The organism is Syntrophaceae bacterium (assembly GCA_013177825.1).
Taxonomy (GTDB): Bacteria; Desulfobacterota; Syntrophia; order Syntrophales; family PHBD01; genus PHBD01.
Genome location: JABLXX010000005.1, coordinates 219,301 through 239,186 on the forward strand (window position 1 = coordinate 219,301; position 19,886 = coordinate 239,186).

A 19,886-nucleotide genomic window follows, 5' to 3' on the forward strand; every position below is an offset into this window, starting at 1 on the left:
GCGTGCAAGGCGATCCGCAATCAACGGGCGAGGTGATACCACATTTGATGTCCCCTGACAATCCTTGATTGAAGCAACGGGACAAATTCCGGCCCGGTTTCTGCAATCAGGGTTCCTGCTTTGTCTCATCGTCCGCCGGTTCTGAAACGGAAGCGGAAGCGGCTCCCGCCGATTCTTCGGACTCAGGAGGGTGCCCGGTTGCCGGCTCTTCCGGAACGGGCGCATCCGCGGCAACGGGAACCACGGACTGAGGAGGCTCCAGCCCGGCGATCCAGAGCGGGTGGCGGTGCCGGGCATAGTCGAGGCGGACCGTCCCGGTCAGAATACCCCGGAACATCGGGCGGTTGGGTTTGAGGAGGATGGCCCCGACATGGGCCAGGAACGCAAGGAAGAACAGCATGAAGAACACGTTATGCGCCCAAGTGGCCCACAGGAGAACCGTCAGGGACATGTCGGGCGCATAGATATTCTTGTATGTTTTCACCAGCCCCGAGACGATCAGTCCCGCGATGATCACCGCCATGCCCAGGTAGGCCAGGCGCTGCTCCGGCAGGTATTTGTGAAAGGGCGGCTCTTCCCCCTTGCCGAAAAAGCTCCGGATCACCTGCCAGGACTCCCTGAGATCACCCTTGCGCGGCAGGAGGTCATAGTCCCCACGGATGGCATGGTAGATGAGGTGGAAGACCGCCGCGGCGATGAATACGACGGATGCCGCGTAATGCACATTCAGAGACGTTATGAAATCGCCCGACCAGGCCAGACCGGGCAGCTTGTTGATGGAATAGCGGGCCGCGACCGGCAGCTCAAAGATTCCGGAAAGCAGCAGCAGGAGTCCCGAGAGCGCAATCGTCCAGTGCTCCAGAAGCTCCACGAGGCCGTGACGGACCACCCACCCTTTTTCTTCCAGGATTCGTTCAGCCATCCTGCTTTTCCTCCTCCTTCACACGCTCTTTCCGCTTGGACAGATAACCAAGAGCCCCGGCGATGCCCGCCGCCGCTCCCGCCACCGGCGAGATGAGAACCGCGCGGCCCAGGCCGTCGGTCTTCTCCATCTTCCGCGGCATCGGGCCGAATCCGGGGCGTCCCTTGCCTTTTGCAACCGCCCGGTCAAGAACATTGAAGGGAACCGGCGACACGTAGAGCGTGGACGTGCCCCCGTTCTCCTTCTTCCCGTATAGGTAGCCGCCGGATTTTCCCGCCCGCTCTTCCGCAAGGGCGAAGATTTTTTCCCGCGGCCCGATCAGAAGGGCCTGGCGGGGACATGCCTCGACGCAGGCGGGCAGGCCGCCGTCTTTCAAGCGGTCCGCACAGAGATCACACTTGAACATCACGCCGTTGCCGGCCAGCGTCGGCAGAACGTGCAGGTAGATCCCCACGCCCGACTGGCGCTGGGGAATTTCCCAGGGGCAGACGGTGCGGCACTTGGCGCCGCCGAAGCAGAGATCGGGATCGATGACGACGGCCCCGCTCTCGTTCTTGTGATTGGCCGCGAAGGGACAGATGGTGGCGCAGGCGGGATTGTCACAGTGCATGCACCGCCTCGGGATGGAGAGCGTCCGCATTGCTCCGTCGACCTCCACGTCCGCCTTCTGGACGAAGATCCGGTTGTAGGGGGTCAACCGGTCATGGACGTCCTGCTTGTTCGACCAGTCCTCGATCCCCTTGTTTCCGACGGGGAAAGGCGCGGGTATGGGATCGACCGGTTTCGGAACCTGGGCGTTCCTCGCGGATTTGCATGCAGTAACGCAGGCCGGGACCGGACGATCCGGGCAGCCGTCGCAGAGATTCAGGTCGATCAGGGTTGCGAGCCGCCCTTCCCTCTGTTCCGCCGTTGCCACACGGGGAACCATAAGTCCGCCCGCTGCGGCAAGTCCCGCCCCTGCCTTGAAAAAGTTCCGGCGGGATATCCCTTCTTCCTTTTTTTTCATGACAGCCACCCTGGATTTCGCTTTCAGATTTTCTATATCTCTACCGATAAGTACGAGTGAAATCATCCGCACATCGTAGGTGAGATGATAGTAAGCGGGATTGGGTTTGTCAAACAGGGCACCCTGCCGTTCCTGTGGAAATGCAGAATCGGCTTGAATATCCTCGGAAAACGGGTTATCAGAAGTTTGGTGGATACAGGCGGCAGGACATGCCGCCCGGGCGGGATGCCAGGACCCCGTAATCCGGATCATTCGTTTCGCTCGCCGGAACACCGAACGGCCAAGGATGGCGAGGGGAAAGCGGCACGATAACCGTATCTCAACCGCCTGACAGGAACCTTTGATCGAAGGAGGAAGGATATGGCAGCATTGAAGTTATCGTTCGGTCGCGGAGCGAAGAAGGAAAAAACCCCTGCGCAGACGAACACGGTCCCCGTCAGGAGCAAGACCAAGGACGCCGACTCGCCGGGCGAGGAATGGCGGATCCGGGGACTTTCCTTCCTGATGAAGGACGACTTCACCAGCGCCATCGAGGCCTTCACCCAGGCCGTTTCCGCCGACCCAAGCTATGGCCGGGCCTTCCACAATCGAGGTTTCGCCGCCTATAAACTCGAACAGTTCGAGGCAGCCGTCCGGGATTTCGACAAAGCCATCGACCTGGACCCGGGTCATGCCGAGGAGGCGGGCAGCTATGTCTACCGGGGCCTGTGCAACGAAAAGATCGGCAGGCACGAGCAGGCCATCGAGGACATGAAACTGGCCGTCACCTTCAAGAACAAGGATGCCGAGCACTACCTGCTGTGGCTCAGCCGCGGGGGCGATTCACAGCGTTAGGCGCCGGACGGGATGATCCGGTTCGCGATCCTCCCGTTGGAAACTTGAAATCACAGGAACGGAAGGATTGCCATGAACAGGATGTTCTTCGTTATCATGGCGCTTCTTCCGTTTTTTTTCACTCCCTCCGCCGCAGCGCAGCCCGCATTTTCCGAGGGATTCTGGGAAATCACGGTAACGATGGAAATTCAGGGGCTTGATCCCGGCCTGTCGCGCCCTCACGTCTACCGGCGTTGTCTCACCGCGAAGGATCCGATTCCACGGGAACCCGAGCGGGACCAGCACTGCCGCCTCCTCCGGTCAGGCCTCGAAGGCGAAGCCCTCACATGGAGCGTCCAGTGCGGAATGGAAAGGGGCTCGATGACCGGGAAGGGACGGGCTCTTTTTTACGGGGAAACGCTGAGGGGTGTCATGAGGGGAAAGATCCGGGGAGAGGGGAAGAAAACCCTTTCCATGATCCAACGGATCGAAGGGAGGCGGATCGGAGACTGCCCGGAGGCTACGGAAGATCCGCGCAGATCCGGGCCACCACATCGGTAATTCCCAGCCCAGCCTCCCCGGCCGCCGCCAGGAACCCCGCATCCGGCGACAGGCAGGGATTCGTGTTGACCTCCAGCACCCAGGGACGACCGTCCCCGTCCACACGGAAATCAACCCGCCCGTATCCCCTAAGCCGGAAAACCTCCCAGCAGCGCAGGGCGATTCTCCTCAGGGAGGCCAGCAGGTCCGCATCCGCATCCGGGAAGCGAAAACACCTCGGCGTCTGCCGGTACTCGAAGGAATCGGTGTCCCATTTGGCCCGATAGTCCACCAGGCGCAGCTTTCCGGGCGGAAAGTTCTCAAAGAGAATCTCAGCCGGGGGAAGAACCCGGGGATCTTTTTCATCCGCCAGCAGGGAAAGATTGAATTCCCGTCCCTCGACATAGGCCTCGGCAAAGCAAGGTCCGCCGATCGTTTCACGGCGGAGGCGGAGGGCCTGCCGGAGTGCGGCGGCTCCGTCCGCGTAAAGGACCGACCGTTCATCGATCCCGATGGAGGCATGCTCCCAGACGGACTTGAGGATATATCGCCCCGGTGCGACCGGACCGGGAGGATTCTCTTCCACCGCAAGCCAGGGCGGTGTATCGATTCCCTCCAGGGTCATGATCCGCTTGGCCAGAGGCTTGTTCGACGTCAGGTAGGTTGCATCGGCGGAGGCCCCGGTGAAGGGGATGTTCAGGAAGTCCAGGGTCATCGGGCCCAGAGCGATGAGGCTCCCCTTCCCTGCCACGGACTCGACGAGATTAAAGGCAAAACGGGGCTGGAGACGGTGGAGGGATTCAATGGCTACCCCAAGGTCCAGGCTCAGGGGTACGGGAACGGGCCGATGCCCCAGCGCCGCCAGGGCCTGACAGACGGTCTCCACCTCCACCAGCACATCCTGCTCATCCATCCCGGAACCGTCGGCGACGGCTCCATGCAGCACGACCACGGTCATCGTCCGGCCCCGCCTTCTCCACCTGCCGTGCGCCGCAGGGCCGACTGCATGATCCGGTCGATCAGGTCCCGGTAGGATATCCCGCCGAGGGTGCAGAGAATGGGGAGGTCCGAGTGCTCCGGATGGAGGCCCGCCAGCGGGTTCACCTCTATGAAATGGGGTTCGCCCCGCTCGTTCGAGCGTATATCCACCCGCCCCCCGTCGCGACAGCCCAGGCCGCGCCACGCATCCAGGGAGACCGCCGCGGCCCGGCGCGCTTCGGCGTCATCGGCCAGGCGGTACCGGACAAACCGCTCGCAGTACTCCTTGTTGAGGTACGAATAGACCTCCTTTTCCGCCTCCGCAAGCAGCAGAACCTCCATGACCCCGACCGTCTCCGCATCTTCTCCGGTGCCGACGACACCCACGGTGAATTCGCGCCCCGGGAGGAACCGTTCCACCAGGACGGGCTGGCCGTAGGAGCCGAGCAGGCGGCGGCAGACCCTGTCCAGCGCTTCGGGAGATCGGATTACCGACTCTTCCGTGATGCCCTTGCCCGTTCCTTCCGCCACGGGCTTGATGAAGAGCGGAAAGGGGAGGCCGACGGCAGCGATGTCCGCTTCCTTCTCCACAACGGCGAAGTCCGGTGTGGGAATGCCAAGGTCCCGGATGACCCGCTTGCACATGCCCTTGTGGAGCGTCAGAGAGAGAACGAGGGGATCGGAAAAGACATACGGGATGCCGTAGGCCTCCAGCAGGGCCGGCACCAGGCTTTCCCTGCCATAGCCCCGGAGACCCTCGGCAATGTTGAAGACCAGATTCCACCGGGCTCCCGCTGCGAGCCGGCCGATGAGAGCGCGGGCATGGCCGATCCGTTCCGTCCGGTACGACAGGGAGCGGAGTGTGTCTTCGATGGCGTCGATCGTCTCGGCGCGGTCGAACTCCGCCGTCTCCTCTTCCGAGTATCCTTCCGCCAGGTAGTCGTCGCGAAGGTCGTAGACAAGGCCGATGGTGAGACCCGTTCCAGGAAGCGTCACGGGAGCCGGCCTTAATGGATCTCGTGCCGGACGGGGCCCCCGTCCGGGTAGCGGAAGACCTTCCCCTCATAATTGCGGATGAGGAGATCCGGACCGTCACGCCCGACCACATATTCGGGCAGGAGGGGGATCTTGCCTCCCCCGCCGGGGGCGTCGATGACAAAGGTCGGAACGGCGTAACCCGAGGTGTGTCCCCGCAGGCCCTCGATAATCTCGATTCCCCGGATGACCGGAGTCCGGAAGTGAGCAGATCCCGGGATGGGGTCGCACTGGTAGAGATAGTAAGGCCTGACCCGGATCTTGAGCAGCCCCTGGAAGAGCCGCCGCATCACCTCCACCGAATCGTTGACGCCGGCCAGAAGCACCGTCTGGCTGCCCAGGGGAACTCCCCCGTCGGCCAGGCGCATGCAGGCCTGGCGCATTTCCGGGGTCAACTCGTCGGGGTGGGTCACGTGGATGCTGACCCAAAGCGGGTGGTATCGCTTGAGGATCTTTACGAGTTCGGGCGTGATCCTCTGCGGAAGGGTTACGGGGACTTTCGTGCCGATCCGGAGCATTTCCACGTGCGGGATCCGGCTGAGCCGGGAAAGCAGCCACTCGATCTTGCGGTCGTGGAGGGTCAGGGGATCGCCGCCGGACAGGAGGACATCCCGAATCGTCGGATGGGATGCGATGTAGTCGATCGCCTTCTCCCAGTGAGCCCGCAGGCTGCCCTCGGCACCGGAGCGCCCGATGATGCGGGAGCGCGTGCAGTACCGGCAGTAGGCCGCGCACGTTCCCGTTACGAGAAAGAGGACGCGGTCCGGGTAGCGATGGACCAGGCCGGGCACCGGGCTGTCCTTTTCCTCATCCAGGGGGTCTTCCTTTTCCCCGTCCACGCGGAAACATTCCTGCATCACGGGAATCACCGAGCGGCGAAGGGGATGGGACACATCCATCGCGTCCAGCAGACTGGCATAGTAAGGGGTGACGGCCACCGGACGGGGTCCTGCTGCATAGGTCATGGCGCTCCTCTCTTCCTCGGAAAGCCAGACCATCAATCCCAGGGACTCATGATCGTTGATACGATTCTTCAACTGCCAGCGCCAATCCTGCCAGTCATCCCGGGTAACGCCCGGATAGAAGCGCTTGCGGAAGGCCTGGGAGCGGCGGCTGTCGGTAAAACGGGAAGGATGCCGTTCGGGGCGGACCGGAACTGCGGTCGGTTGCGAATAGCCGGGTTCGTGTGGAAAAATCAGGTCATGGGCGGCCTTCTCCAGGCCGGTCAAGCCAGCCAGCGGACCGGGGGGCTCCACTTCTTCACTGAACAGGGACTCGATCTCCATCGTCTGACGCCTCCGGCTCGTTGAACTTTTTTTTACGGTCTCCGATCAGAATTTCCATTCTGCCGGTGCTGCCATTCAACCCCGGAAAAGCCCGTTATCATGAGCATTTTCTATTGCGTCTCATAAGGCCAACGGAGACATCTTGTCAACAAAAAAGGCGTCGTAAATTTCACTTTTCTTTTCTCTTGACCGGGCGGTCTTCCCGGCCTTACATGCCCTTGAATTCAGAAGGAGTCCTGCATATGCCCGAGTTGCCGGAAGTGGAGACGCTGCGCCGCCAGTTGGACCGGAAAATCAGGAGAAAAAGGATTCGGGAACTTGTCGTATACGATGCAAAGCTGGGAGCCGCCCCGAATCTGAAAGGAAGAATGGTCTGCGGCGTCCGGCGGGAGGGAAAGTTCCTGGAGATCATGCTCGACGACGGATCCGCCCTCAGGCTTCATCTCCGGATGACCGGCCGCCTGTTCTGGCGTACGGCAAAGAATGCGGAGATACCCGCTCATACGCGGTTCCGTCTGGTCTTTGCAGGGCACGAAATCCTCGGCGTCGATCCCCGGCGATTCGCCACCCTGACCCTGGTGCAGCCGTCCCGGTCAGGCAGTTCACCGGCGGACCTCCTGGAAAACCCGGATCCATCGGCCTTTCACCATGCCGCCCGGCGGAGACGCCTGGCAGTCAAGGCATTTCTCCTGGATCAGTCGGTATTCCCAGGCATGGGAAACATTTACGCCTGCGAGATTCTCCATGCAGCGGCCGTAGATCCGAGGCGGCCTGCATCAAGTGTCTCACAGCGTGAATGGGGGATAATCGGTCGCGAGGCAAAACGAATTCTGGATCTGGCCATCCTCTGCCGGGGAACATCCATGTCGGACTGGCGCGACCTCCATGGACACATCGGTGACTTCCAATACCACCTTCACGTGTACGGCCGGAAAGGGATCCCTTGCCCCCGCTGCGGGGCCGGTATCGAGCGGATCGCATTGGGCGGCAGGGGGACCTGGTTCTGCCCCGGCTGCCAGAAATAACGGGAAGAAACCTGTTTACAATCCTGCATCGCCGTTATTCCCGCCGCCGGATACGATCCTACGCCACCTGGTTGACGGCCGAAAGCTGCCTGGCACCAATCTCCATGGTCCGCATGGAGTTGTTTTTCCGAACGATCGCCCCGTTCATTCTTTTCTTAGAAGCAGCATGATAATGATCGTAAAAGAGGTTAATACAAGAAGAAGAACGGATAATAGTATGAATAAATTGGCAATGCCATAATCGATGACCGTTGCCATGACTCCCCTTACTTCCATCGGGAAGTCAACATAAGACGTGTCGCCCGGATAATGAACTCTGTATCTTTTGTCAAATCTTCCCTTGGGAACCGTCGTCCATGAATCCGTCCAGACAATTACGTTAATATCATCTGCCGGCTGCAGGGAGCCGACGGGTATTTTTCTGTCGTACTTGGAGGATAAAATTACTCTCTCGTTTCTGGTAATCTGGAAGATGCCCTCGAAAGGAACGTCTAAATTGATACCGGAAATTTCTTTATCGGTTTGATTTCTTAATGAAAAAACATATAAAGAATTGACTTCGGAAAATCTCTTAACATTCTCTCTTGCCTCAACATCATTTATTTTCCAGACTTCCCTCTTTATGGAATCCGGAATGTGATATACGTAATAATGACCGTCTACTTCCAATCCATGAAAGCTTGGTTTGATGAAATCATAGAACTGAACTGCGATCCATATGATGCCAAAAAGAACGGATATTCTGAGGATCAGCATCCATATATGACGCAATCTTGTCAGTCCGTTTCCTTCTTTATCATTCATTCCGTTTGCCGTTCGAACCAATCCTGCAATCTACAAACGCATCTTTATAAGGTGAACCTGAATCCGATGGGAAAAGTAGGAAGAGAATGGCGGGGTGTTTTTCGAGAAGCAAATAAAGGATTAAACAGAAGTTAAACAATTCATTTTCTCGCCGCCTTCGTTCCATTAACATATATTTACATTTTACCTATCACAAACAATAGGGGGTTGCAATGCCGGCAAAAGAAATTGGTTCAGAGTTTAAAGACTGCTGCGATTATGATCATCCAACCCGAAGCACGGTATCAGGCGACCTGCCCCCGAATCATGTGCCGCACACGGATATCGGATTCCACCCGTTTGATGGCTCTTTTAATCTCGTTCCAAAAGCCATTGCCTTTCTCATGGCGTTTCAACTTCTTTCTTCCCTTAAATCCTCCGGGAGGAGTCGACGGTCCGCGGCGAGGAGGCCCGGCGGATTTGCCTGCTTACAGAGGCAACCGACCGACTGCGAATGGATCTCAAAACCAGCCGGGACCGGAACGATCGGGAAGCAGCCCGGATCTTGACATCATGGGCCAAAACGGAATGATCGGTCACAGGACATAAATCTCTGGCCATGAGCCTGAAAAAAGGCGGGCTGAAGCGCAGGGAACCTCGGGAAAAGAATACGGGGGAAAGTGACTGCCGATGTGGAAGGATGGGCCAATTTACATCCGGGAGCGGTCATCGGGTTTCTGACCGGGACGTAAATGTTGCCGTGCCGAAAAAGGGGGGAAAAGCAAGCCCGCCCACGCGGGAACATGATCCGGGCTCCCGCTTTTCCTATCATCTATCCCTGTTTGTGTTCACCCTTCGGACGGTTATTTTATACCACACCGTTTGCCAAAAAAGAATGCATATGTGTCAATAGGTGTTAAATTTAAGTTAACAAACAAGCTATGTCCGTTGTTCTGGCGGTGGCATGAGTTCATTGCCCTGGGATCGAACCGGCTGTAAAAACAGGGAAATTACCTGACATTCAGGCTGCGGACCGGGGAAATCTGCGGAAGCGGGTGATAGAAGCGGCAAGAAAAGCGAAAGCCCGGTCCATGTTCCCGCATGGCCGGGCTCTCTAAATCTCGTTCCAGAGGTTTTGAACACATAACAGGGAAGAGAAGACTTCCGGAACGGACCTGAACGCATTATGCAAATTATGTCATAACTGTCAATACACCTTTCCGGAAAATTTATGAAAATTCGATGACAGTGAAACGCAAGGAAGCCCGCTCCCGGTCCTGCTTGTTTGATCTCTGGCCAACGAGCGTTACGATCTGCTGGAAGGATTATCCGCAACGGGGAAGGTTCGTTTAAGAGAAAATACCATAAATGACTCAACTATACGGAAGAGTTCCAATCATGAAGACAGATTTTCAGGCGATTTTTCAGGGGGGAAGGAGCCCCCCCCTTTTTCGAACAATGTAAAACAACCAACCCCTTGATATCCGGAAAGCCCGTTACTCATTTCCGGCCCGGGAAAGCCACTTCCCGTATTCCACCATCCGGGCCAGGACCCGGACGGCGCGCTCGGGTGTCGGAAAGGAAATCCCCTTGAGGTTACCGCCGTCGATATCCGTCACGATCTTGCCGTTCATCGAGACGCCAAGGATCGGTTTGCCGTATTTTTTCATCAGTTCAATTGTATGGGTGACAAATTGTTCATAAATCCCATCCAGGATACGGTCGCTGTCTTCCAGCCACTCCGGAACGGCCTCCGGATGAGCCATCTTGAATATACCGGCCTTCTTCGCTCCGAACAATCCTCTTTCACCGGTCCCGAGATGGAACACGGCGTCGCACCCGTCCCAGGATGCAAGCACCTCCAGCACGCGCAGCGGGAGTTCCAGGTCGGAAACAGCGACCATATCCACGGGATTCGAGCGGCTCCAATAATCAGGGAGAAGTTCGTTGATTTGCGAAATCAAGTGTTCCGGCAGGGGGGGTATTTCCAGCCCGGATTCGATGCAGGCATCCGTCGCAACTACGCCCATGCCGCCCCCCATGGTCATGATGGCTACCCGCTTCCCCTTCGGCAAAGGAAGGAAAGAAAAGGCCGCGGCAAGGTCGAACAGGTCCAGGGGCTGCCTCGCCAGCACGGCCCCTGCCTGCCTGCAGGCCGTTTCAAAAATCCGGGTGTTGGAAGCCAGGGCGCCCGTGTGGCTGGCCGTCGCCCGCTGTCCGGCTTCCGTCCTCCCCCCTTTCAGGATGATGACCGGTTTTCCCCTGGATACATGGGAGACTTCCTCGAAGAACCGCCGACCGTTCTTGATGCTTTCGATGAAGAGAACGATCGTGTTTGTCCGGTCATCCTGCGCGAATCCGCTGAGATAATCCTCGATGGTGATCATCGCCTCGTTGCCCGTACCACTGAAGGCCCGGATTCCATAGTTTTCCTCATCGGCAAAATGCAGGAACAAGGCCCCCATGGTCCCCGATTGAGAAATCATGCTGATGGAACCCGGTTTCGGGCAGTAAGGAGCCCACACGCAGTTGAATTTTGCATGCGGACTGGAGAGCCCCATGGTGTTGGGGCCCAGGATCACGATACCGGCTTCGTCGGCCTTCCGGACCAGATCTCTTTCAAGTGTTTTTCCCTCGCTCCCCACCTCCGCAAATCCGGAGGTCGTGAGAAGCATATGCCGGACCCCCTTGGCCTGGAATTCCGGGATCAATCCGGAGACCAGGGCCGCCGGTATCGTCACGACTGCGAGATCGACCTTTCCGGGGATCTCGCCGATTGACCGGTAAACCTCCCTGCCGAAGATTTCTCCCCCTCTGTTATTCACGAGATGGATCTTTCCTTCGTATCCGCCCGCCAGGACGTTCGTGTAGAGCGCCTCTCCCCATTTCCCGAACTGGGACGAGGCGCCGACGAACGCAACGGATTCAGGGACGAAGAACTTGAAAACGTCCCGGACGTCAACAGGGGGACGGGCGGCTGGAGGAGCAGGCCTTTCCCCAAGGACAACCAGGGCATCGACGGCAGTCACACGTCCGTCGGCGCCGACAATGAGGGGATTGATGTCCACCTCCGTGACATCCGTCAACTCCAGGCCGAGACGGGACAGCCCGACCAGTGTCCTGATCATTTCCTCCCTCCGGGCGGGCGCTTCCCCTCTGAAAGCCCGCAGCAGACGGGAGGAATGGAGTTCCTCGATCATCGTCTCCGCCTGCCCCCCGCTGATCGGGGCGATCCGAAAGACGACATCTTCCAGGGCCTCTGTGAAAATGCCCCCCAGGCCGAACATGACAACAGGGCCGAACTGGGGATCGCAGAAGAGCCCCGCAACAAACTCGCGTCGTCCGCTTATCATGGGTTGAACGAGATAGCCTTCCAGGTCATTTCCAGCCGCACCGGCCACTGCTCTTGCCGCAGCAAGAAGCTCTTCTTCGTCTCGGATATTCAGATGGACAAGGCCCTTTTCCGTCTTATGGGTCAGCTTTGCCCCCAGGCCTTTCAGGACGGCGGGATAACCGATTTTATTCCCGAGCAGGACCGCCTCCTCGGCTGTATTCGCTGCACCTTCTTCAACAACGGGAATGCCATAGCAACCCAGCATCTGTTTTGATTCCGCTTCGGTAAGAGTTGATCTGCCTTCATTTTTTGCTTTTTCAACCAGACGCCTTGGATCCATTTCCCTTCTCCTTCATGCAAACTGTGTCTACTATGTGGTCCGCTGGGGAGCTTCCCGCCGGGAGGCCCTCCTCTCCGTTTCCCGCCAATGGCAACGCCGGGATCCCACCGTTACCCGGATTTCGTCGGCATCCAACAAATCGAGGCCGGTTCTGGCCCGCCCTAATGGACAGTCTTTGCCCGGTGTATTTGCGATGCTGATTTTTTCCAGCTCTGCGATGTAACAGGCAGGATTGATGCAATGATTCACATCAACATGGTCGGGCGACGTTTTCACAACTCTTTCTTATCCGGAGAAAACACTTCGCAGGATGCTTCTGAACTCTTTTTCGTCATAGTGATGCTTGAGCTGCTGAAGTCCTATGAAAAACGAGTAATCGCGACGAGACAGCTGTTGTGCCTTATCGGCGGACATACCCGATTCCACATACAGTGCCTTCGCGTATTCCAGCCTGCGCCGGTCCAGGCGATCCTGAAACGTTCTCACCTTTGGATCGTATAACGCCCATGCACGCATGGCCAGTTCCAGTTCGCCCGAAATCTGAAAGGCCAGCTTCGTGAGCTTCTTCATTCTTGCATGAGGATCGCCGGCTTCATTTGTCCGTTCCACGACTTCATCCACCATGCTCTTTTCGTGATATTCAAGCAGTGCCTCAATGTAACTGTCACGGCTGCTGAAGTGATGGTAGAAGGAACCCTTCGTTTTCCCGATGGCGAGGGTGAGCCTGTCGATGGAAAGTGAACTGGGTCCTTCTTTCGCCAGGATTTTCAAACCCTCTTCAAGCCAGATTGTCTTTGTGTCTCTTTCTTTTGACATGACCTGCCTCATACCATACCGTATGGTATGTTAACCATCACAAAATCCAACCTGCTGAGAATATTTTTTATGCCGGATTTTCCTAACGAATGTTCGATGGCTGCAGCACCAAGATGAATGGATAACCTGCCTCCGGGGCCTGCATGGCAACCAGCGGCCGATTGCTGCAGGATGTCCTCTCTGCGGCCATGCTCATGAGGCCTTGAAACGCCGGACCGGTGGGAGAGTGAGAAATGCGAGAGAAAGGGAACGGACGAATTTAAGCGGGCGGAATATCTCCCCACAAGTCTCAATCGGCCTGGGATGACTTACCGCTCGTTCATATCCCGTGCGTCCCGCTCCGGCAAAACGATCAGATCATCGTCCTTCAGGCCGAGGGCCTGCCGGGCTTTCAATGTGCATCGGAAGACCATGGCACTTTGCTTGTTCGTGCGATTAAGGAGGGTATCCAAAAGAAAAAAGGGCCCAACGGCTGTTTAATACCGTATGAGCCCTTGATAGCGGAGGTCTCCATCAAATAGGCATTATACATGCACATTTTTCCCCGAAGATCGTGATCCGACGGCTTCTCGTCTGCTTCATCGTTTCACTTTTCCGTGATATCAACCACTTCCATAGCCATCCTCAAAAGACAAACTGTAACAAACTTCGGAGCAAAAATGATGTCGCGGTTCACGAGATCTGTATCACGAAGAAGATACGCCAGTACTTCCGACGCAAGAAGGGCTCCTGATACGGATCCTCCGATACTTGTCGTTGCCAGTTTACCCGTTCTTGCGGCGTTCTCCAGTCGTTTCATTGTGGTAGGCTCGAATTTATCTGAAACGAAAGAAGGAAAGAAGCCTCCCATGTTAGATTTCTTCTTCAATAATCCCCAAAATTCATCGGGCATCATGCCGTCAGGATGATGGGCGACCAGGAGAGCACCGAATCCAAACGCACCGGCCGTAAAAAGGGGGATATTAAACCGCATGAGCAATTCTGGGGTCATGGCTTTAACATCTGCACCCTTTTCAACGTCAATCACACCCACATAAACATCGCAGCCATCGAGGAATTGCTCAAGATTGCCAACGGTCGTTCCTTCGGGGAACAACTCTAATTGAACCTCAGGATTGATCTCGCGGGCAAGCCGTTCATAAACTTCAATCTTGGGTTGGCCCATCGTCGAAGCAAAGGCTGCAACCTGCCTGTTCATATCGGGTGGATCAAAGACACCGTTTTCAGACAATCGAAACCGTTTCACCCCACAGCGGACCAGATTCAAAAAAGCACCTCCGCCGACGCCACCGAGTCCGGCAAAAGCAATCAGCGCGGTTGAAAGCGCCTCGACCCCTTCCTTCTCTAATAAAGGGAATGTACGATCTAGAAAATCCTGCATAAATTCAATCTCCCATAAGCCAACAATAACGAGAGTGATCCGTATAACATACCCAATTGGGGTTTCCTGTCCGAATAAAATGCCATTAGATCGATTGCCAAAGGTGCGACAAGATCTTTATATTCGACTGGTTACGCTATAAATCGCAGTCTTTCACGGCATCTTTTTGATCGGTATAAGGCAACCTCCTTGATTGTGTCATAGTTTGTGCGTCGGACTGCGAACACCCGCTGGTCCACGACGGTTGGCATGGATATGGATCATCGCGGTCTTGACGTCACGATAGTCCTCGCGTTCTTGTACCGTTCTCGCAGGGTGAAGAAAAAGAAAAAGGGCTCGACAGCCCTTTGAAACTGCAGAAGCCCTTGATTTCATCTGGTGCCGGAGGTCGGAATCGAACCGACATGACCTTGCGATCGGGGGATTTTGAGTCCCCTGCGTCTACCAGTTTCACCACTCCGGCACGGCGGCGAGATTAGCCGCCGGGGTATGCAAAGTCAAGAGAATTGTATTGACAATGCCGGAAACGCTGTGCTAGTTTCCCGTCCTCTTTGAGACATGGGGTTGTAGCTCAGTTGGGAGAGCGCTTGAATGGCATTCAAGAGGTCGCGAGTTCGATTCTCGCCAGCTCCACCATGAAAATCAAGGGGTCAGGCTTAAGCCTGACCCCTTTTTCGTAGTCACTCAATCGCAACATACTTCGCCCGACCTTCAGGCAGCATTTCCAGCGAGCCTTCCATCCAACATCTTCCTGGATTCGTTCAAGCCTCCACGGCGGCAACGATCCATCCCGTCTCTCCCGCCCCTCTCGCCTCCACCGCCTCACAGGAACTTATGCCCGCCAGGCCGTCCAGGCCCACCTTCCGCCTTGACTAAGGGAAGCACCTCGGGCATTTATGGCCGGGATGTTTTGTTTTCGACTTTACTCCAGCGGAGCGGCAGCGGGAAAACATGGAAACCAGGCTGGAAGACGGCCTTCCGCGGAGCAGCCGAAAGGCGACTTCGATGAACCGTCCCGGCGAAAACGGACAAAGGAGAGAGCAACATGAACATCAAGAACATCAGCGTTATCGGATTGGGCACCCTCGGGACCCAGATCGCCGTTCAGGCGGCTTCCTACGGCTGCAATGTCCGGGGTTACGACCAGGATCCCGGAATCTTCCAGAAAACAGTGGAAAAAATGACGTTCATGATGGCCGCCATGGGTAAAGGCCCCACGGTTTCCAAGGAAGAATGGGAGAAGGCGGCGGCTTCCGTGAAACGGACCGGGGATCTCGCCGAGGCCGTGGCGGATGCGGACCTTGTCATCGAGGCCGTTCCCGAGGTCTTGGAATTGAAGAGGAAGGTCTTCGCCGAGCTGGACGCCCTGGCGCCCAAGACGGCACTCCTGGCCTCCAACAGCTCATCCATCCCGATTTCCCGGATCGAAGACGCCACCAAGCGTCCTGAGAAATGCCTGAATATGCATTTCTACCAGCCGGCCGTGGGCTTCATCCTCTGCGACATCATGGGCGGCACCAAGACCCCACCTGAAGTGATCGAGGCAGCCCGGCAGTGGGTCCGCTCCCTCGAACTGATCCCGCTGAAGGTCAACAAGGAGATCCTGGGGTTCTGCTTCAACAGCGTCTGGCGGGCCGTGAAGAAGCAGGTGCTTTACATGGCCTGCAACGGCTTCGTGGACTACCAGGACATCGACCGCGCCTGGCGGGTCTTTACGGGCATGCCTTATGGCCCCTTTGCCATGATGGACATGGTGGGGCTCGACGTGGTCTACGACATCGAGATGTCCTACTACAACGAATCCAAGGATCCGAAGGATTTGCCGCCCCAGGCCTTCAAGGACATGATCGAACGGAAAGAACTGGGCGCAAAGACGGGCAAGGGATTCTATACCTATCCCGATGCCGACTGGGCCAAGCCCGATTTCCTCAAGGGATGATTCGATCGCGGGGAAGAAGCCTTCGCATGAGCAGCCTTCCTGCACCGGGACGGCTGCATCGGTAAGCCCTGCCACACCGAGGTCGTCCTCGTCATCCCGGGTCTCAGGGGCTCTGAAATCGTAATTTTCAATCCTGCTCCGGAAGGGGCCGGCATTCCCGCCGGCCTCCTCCGGATCGTTCCGATTCATAGACGATTTTCAAGCGGTCTGTTCCCGGATCCGCGCCGGATTGTTCATGGGAAGGATGCCACGAAACCGGACCGACCGGAATCCGCAGACGGGCGATTTAGCGGCCGGGAAAGGCCAGGCCGGGGTGTGATTTTCTACAGATGCTTCTGCGTGATCACTTCAACGGCCATATCGCGCAGATCTTCCATTTGCAGGCACTGGCTTTCCGTGAGGAGAGGCCCGCTCTCGTTCCGGTCTGCATAAAACAGACCGAGGCACTTTCCCTTGATGGTAAGCGGATAGACAAGAAAAGCCGGCGCCGCGACGGACGCCTGATACCATGCAGGAAGATTCTGGATAATATTGGGGGCATTGGCGTCGGCGATGATGATCCCCCGGCCCTGCGAAATAGCGATGTTGAAAATATCGGAGGCCTGGCCGATCTGGATCTGAAACAGCGCCACCATTTCTTCCGACCTTTCGCCGAGACCGAAGCGCCCGGTTACCTTTTTCCCGCTCACGTCCCGCAGGCAGAAGATGACCCGATTGAACTCAAACCCCCGGTACATCGTCTCCAGGATCATGTATATGACGTCGCTTAAGTTGTATGAACCTTTCATAACGTCTGCAATTTCGCTGATGCCGCTCGTGACGATCCGTTTCTTTTCCTGGGCGAGGACGGCCGCCGATTTGGGTGGCGATTGCATCATTCCGGCGGCAATTTCCTTTTGCGGCCGTTGATCATCAGGCGTTCCGGAGGGCAGTTCCTTTTCATCGGTCTTGCGGTGTGCGGATAGTTTGTTCAGGAGTGTGCTGGATTTCTTATCGAGGTTCACAACCCCTGAGAAATTATCGATTTTCACCGCCGCCGAATCCAGGAGAGTCTCCATCTGCTGCACGGGCAGTGGTATGACTTTCTGATAGCGGATCGACATCTCGGACATGGCCGCCCCCCATCCGTCTTCCTGGGAGGTCGATACGGCCGCGCATAGATCATGGGCATAATGGGTAAGGTACCGCATACGCTCGAGTTCCGTCATCGGAGGTTCAATGATGCCCGGGGGAGGACTTTCCATGCTCCGGACGATCATGTCCGGAAAGTTCCAGGACCGCGAAACGGCCATGCCCAGCTCATTGAACGAGATGCCGATGATGGCGCGAGCGGCCTTGTCCTCAACCAGCCCCTTTTCCCGGATCTCCTCTTTGATCGCTTCGTATTCTTCAGGGAAATAGCAGATTACAAGCAGTTTCCCGAGGTGGTGAAGCATGGCGCAAATGAACGCCTCTTCAGCCCGGCCCATTTTCATTTTATCGGCGAGATCCATGGCGATGACACCGCTCAGAAAAGACTCCATGGCAACTTCTTTCAACTCCGCTGCCTGGCTTTTGTTCTGAAGGTGCTCGAAGATCATCAGGGCCGTGGCAATCATGCGCACCTTTTCGAATCCCAACAGCATCACAGCCTTGGAAACGGTCGTCACCCTGCCCGCAAGATTGCCATAGACGGCGGAATTGACAATCTTGAGGAGTTTGTTGGTCAGAGAAAAATCCTTCAGGATGATCTTGGCCAGATCCCCCGTGGCGGAAAGGGTGATTGCCTTCAGGGATGAGAGCTTGCTGTTGATCTCGACGATGTGCTTGGAAAATGCGGGAAGGTCTCCCTTGTGGCGCATCCGCCTCAGGAGAAACTCGACTGTTCCATGTGCGCTCTGGGCATTCGTTTCATTCTGGTTCGTCATGGATGAACAATTCCTTCGTGTTCAAAAGAATAGGGGAGTGAGCGCATTTGTGTCAAGACAATTCAGGGTGCGCGGCACGGACAGAAATGGCATAATAAGTCCTGTTTTCATATGTTTCCAGAAGCCAGGGTTGCATCTGAACGATCGTCCGGAAACAGGTTGTTCCACGCCGGCAAAGATGCTGCCAATAATCGGGGGGAAGGTTCGGGATCCGGCGATCGGATGAATACGACAGGGACGTTTCAAATCGACGGCAACCGCCGATCCAGTCTCCAACCAACGGGGTCCCGACAAAGGGAAGAGCCGGATCTTCGAGAAACCGGCAGCGATGATTCTCCGTTGTCTCAAAAAAGGACAGGGCCGGCCTCAATGAAAACAGGAGCAGCGGGGTGCCCTGCTTTCACATTCCTCCGGCTGATCCGGCCATGGCGTGCTCCATCTCCTCCTGCAGGATTTTCCCGGAGCAGTCCGACACCCGCCGGAGGGCCTTCCCCGCCTCCTCACCCCCGATCCGTGCCAGCGCCCACACGGCCATCCCCCGCACCCGCTCGTCACCGTCCTCCTCCAGCACGCGAGCGAGGTCCCGGACGTAAGCCGGATCGAGGCTGTTTCCCATGGCCCGGGCCGCGTTCATTTTCCAGCGCCACAATTCTTCCGGCGGCATGTAGAACATGTGCGGCCAAACCCGGCTTTCAAAGTAGGACCTGTCCATATGGAGAAGGCTTGACAGGTTGAGGAAAGGCGCCTTGGCGGCCGCGCGGGCATTGGGGGGTCGCTCCCGAACCGACCATGGCTCATTGCGGGGACAGACATTCTGGCACCGGTCGCATCCATAGACATACAGCCCCATAGGCTCCCGGAGTTCACGGGGCGTGATCCCCTCGCCGAAATACGTCAGGTAGGAGATGCACTTGCGGGGATCCATCCGCCCGTTCCCCTGCAGGGCTCGCGTCGGGCAGGCAACGACGCAGGTGCTGCGGCACCATTCGGGACAACCGATGGAAACGGTCGGCTCATCCGGCGGAAACTCCCGATCGAGAATAAGCGTAATCGGCAAAATCCAGGAGCTCCCGCCAACGGCCCTGTTGGCGTAGAGTAGGCAGTTCTTGCCGAAAGTCCCCAACCCGGCCCGGGCTGCGGCGAGGCGATGGGGGAGATGGGGAGGCACACGCGATCCGATACCGCGCTCCTTCATAAAGTTCCGGAAGGCCCTGATCCTGGGGGCAAGGCTGTCCTGGGTGATCCGGTCGTCGTCCAGGTAACAGCGCCCGAAAAGCCTCTCCAACTGGGGAGGAAAAGACTCCCGGAAGTATCCTTCCAGAAGGACGAGGATGGTCTTCGCACCCGGCATGATCGCGCCGGGATCGATTCCGGACAGCAGGGATATCCCTTTCGTCTCGGCCCACTGATATTCGTCCTGATGCTCCAGCAGATAGTCCCGGTGAGACTGGAAGGGTTCGGCGCTCGTGAATCCGGCATCCACAAATCCAAGCCTTGCCGCTTCCATCAGGATTTCCTCTCTTGTCAGCATTACAGTCCCGCCTCCGCAAGGAATCGTCGTTCAAGAACCGCCCAGGAACAGCCAAGGCGATATACCATGAAATGCAAACGTGTGAAACGGCGCCGTTCCCGGTATCAATCACTCGTTCCTGCAAATACGTCCCGGCCCGCATTTTGACTGCCCGTCCGGTCGTGCGGCCGGAGATCGGTATTCCATGCCGCCCTCAGGCACAATCAGACTTTCGTCTTGACTTTGGTCTGATTATCCAAATAAAATTTAA

At 57.1% G+C, this 19,886-nt stretch carries 15 protein-coding genes and 2 tRNA genes; 5 read left to right on the plus strand and 12 right to left on the minus strand.

All coding sequences use genetic code 11. The annotated features are described in order from the left end of the window. Positions 1 to 106: 106 nt before the first annotated feature. Both HPY65_12080 and HPY65_12085 read right to left on the minus strand, forming a co-directional pair. Positions 107 to 922, minus strand: coding sequence for a cytochrome b/b6 domain-containing protein (locus HPY65_12080; GenBank protein ID NPU85211.1), 816 nt, complete (start codon positions 920 to 922; stop codon positions 107 to 109). Beyond that, entirely contained in the window at positions 915 to 1,928 is a 1,014-nt protein-coding gene (locus HPY65_12085) for a 4Fe-4S dicluster domain-containing protein (GenBank protein ID NPU85212.1), read from the minus strand. The genes HPY65_12080 and HPY65_12085 overlap by 8 nt, the downstream gene beginning before the upstream one ends. A gap of 360 nt (positions 1,929 to 2,288) precedes the next feature. On the opposite strand from HPY65_12085, the gene HPY65_12090 reads away from it, so the two are divergent. Continuing rightward, entirely contained in the window at positions 2,289 to 2,762 is a 474-nt protein-coding gene (locus tag HPY65_12090; protein ID NPU85213.1) for a tetratricopeptide repeat protein, read from the plus strand. Between the two features lie 72 nt (positions 2,763 to 2,834). Further along, positions 2,835 to 3,302: a DUF3617 family protein gene (locus HPY65_12095; GenBank protein ID NPU85214.1), complete on the plus strand. Its 468-nt coding sequence runs from the start codon at positions 2,835 to 2,837 to the stop codon at positions 3,300 to 3,302. Here the strand turns inward: HPY65_12095 and HPY65_12100 are convergent. From HPY65_12100 to HPY65_12110, 3 genes are read right to left on the minus strand one after another with little or no spacing between them, the layout of a single operon-like run. Then, complete coding sequence (locus HPY65_12100; GenBank protein ID NPU85215.1) at positions 3,262 to 4,239, minus strand: D-alanine--D-alanine ligase; 978 nt, start codon at positions 4,237 to 4,239, stop codon at positions 3,262 to 3,264. The two genes, HPY65_12095 and HPY65_12100, sit on opposite strands and share 41 nt — an antisense overlap. Then, complete coding sequence (locus tag HPY65_12105; protein ID NPU85216.1) at positions 4,236 to 5,255, minus strand: ATP-grasp domain-containing protein; 1,020 nt, start codon at positions 5,253 to 5,255, stop codon at positions 4,236 to 4,238. Before HPY65_12105 ends, HPY65_12100 begins: the two co-directional genes overlap by 4 nt. Positions 5,256 to 5,266: 11 nt before the next feature. Next, positions 5,267 to 6,580: a KamA family radical SAM protein gene (locus HPY65_12110; protein NPU85217.1), complete on the minus strand. Its 1,314-nt coding sequence runs from the start codon at positions 6,578 to 6,580 to the stop codon at positions 5,267 to 5,269. Between the two features lie 242 nt (positions 6,581 to 6,822). Between HPY65_12110 and mutM the strand changes: the two genes are divergently transcribed. Beyond that, positions 6,823 to 7,605, plus strand: coding sequence for a bifunctional DNA-formamidopyrimidine glycosylase/DNA-(apurinic or apyrimidinic site) lyase (gene mutM / locus HPY65_12115; protein ID NPU85218.1), 783 nt, complete (start codon positions 6,823 to 6,825; stop codon positions 7,603 to 7,605). Positions 7,606 to 7,749: 144 nt separating this feature from the next. On the opposite strand, the gene HPY65_12120 is transcribed toward mutM, so the two are convergent. The 5 genes from HPY65_12120 to HPY65_12140 form a co-directional block, all read right to left on the minus strand. Next, complete coding sequence (locus tag HPY65_12120; protein ID NPU85219.1) at positions 7,750 to 8,409, minus strand: hypothetical protein; 660 nt, start codon at positions 8,407 to 8,409, stop codon at positions 7,750 to 7,752. Positions 8,410 to 9,884: 1,475 nt separating this feature from the next. Continuing rightward, positions 9,885 to 12,062 (minus strand): CoA-binding protein, encoded by a 2,178-nt coding sequence (locus HPY65_12125; GenBank protein ID NPU85220.1) that lies wholly within the window; start codon positions 12,060 to 12,062, stop codon positions 9,885 to 9,887. 285 nt (positions 12,063 to 12,347) lie between these two features. Beyond that, complete coding sequence (locus HPY65_12130) at positions 12,348 to 12,878, minus strand: TetR/AcrR family transcriptional regulator (GenBank protein NPU85221.1); 531 nt, start codon at positions 12,876 to 12,878, stop codon at positions 12,348 to 12,350. Between the two features lie 586 nt (positions 12,879 to 13,464). Further along, positions 13,465 to 14,259: a thiamine biosynthesis protein ThiF gene (locus HPY65_12135; GenBank protein ID NPU85222.1), complete on the minus strand. Its 795-nt coding sequence runs from the start codon at positions 14,257 to 14,259 to the stop codon at positions 13,465 to 13,467. Positions 14,260 to 14,635: 376 nt separating this feature from the next. Continuing rightward, positions 14,636 to 14,722, minus strand: a tRNA-Leu gene (locus tag HPY65_12140). Between the two features lie 97 nt (positions 14,723 to 14,819). Here HPY65_12140 and HPY65_12145 point away from each other — a divergent pair. Together HPY65_12145 and HPY65_12150 are read left to right on the plus strand one after the other, a co-directional pair. Continuing rightward, positions 14,820 to 14,895, plus strand: a tRNA-Ala gene (locus HPY65_12145). A gap of 409 nt (positions 14,896 to 15,304) precedes the next feature. Beyond that, positions 15,305 to 16,198, plus strand: coding sequence for a 3-hydroxyacyl-CoA dehydrogenase family protein (locus HPY65_12150; GenBank protein NPU85223.1), 894 nt, complete (start codon positions 15,305 to 15,307; stop codon positions 16,196 to 16,198). Between the two features lie 323 nt (positions 16,199 to 16,521). Here HPY65_12150 and HPY65_12155 read toward each other — a convergent pair whose 3' ends face one another. Together HPY65_12155 and HPY65_12160 are read right to left on the minus strand one after the other, a co-directional pair. After that, positions 16,522 to 18,105, minus strand: coding sequence for an HDOD domain-containing protein (locus HPY65_12155; GenBank protein ID NPU85224.1), 1,584 nt, complete (start codon positions 18,103 to 18,105; stop codon positions 16,522 to 16,524). Positions 18,106 to 18,505: 400 nt separating this feature from the next. After that, on the minus strand, positions 18,506 to 19,636 hold the full coding sequence (locus tag HPY65_12160; protein NPU85225.1) for an epoxyqueuosine reductase: 1,131 nt from the start codon (positions 19,634 to 19,636) through the stop codon (positions 18,506 to 18,508). Positions 19,637 to 19,886: the final 250 nt, after the last annotated feature.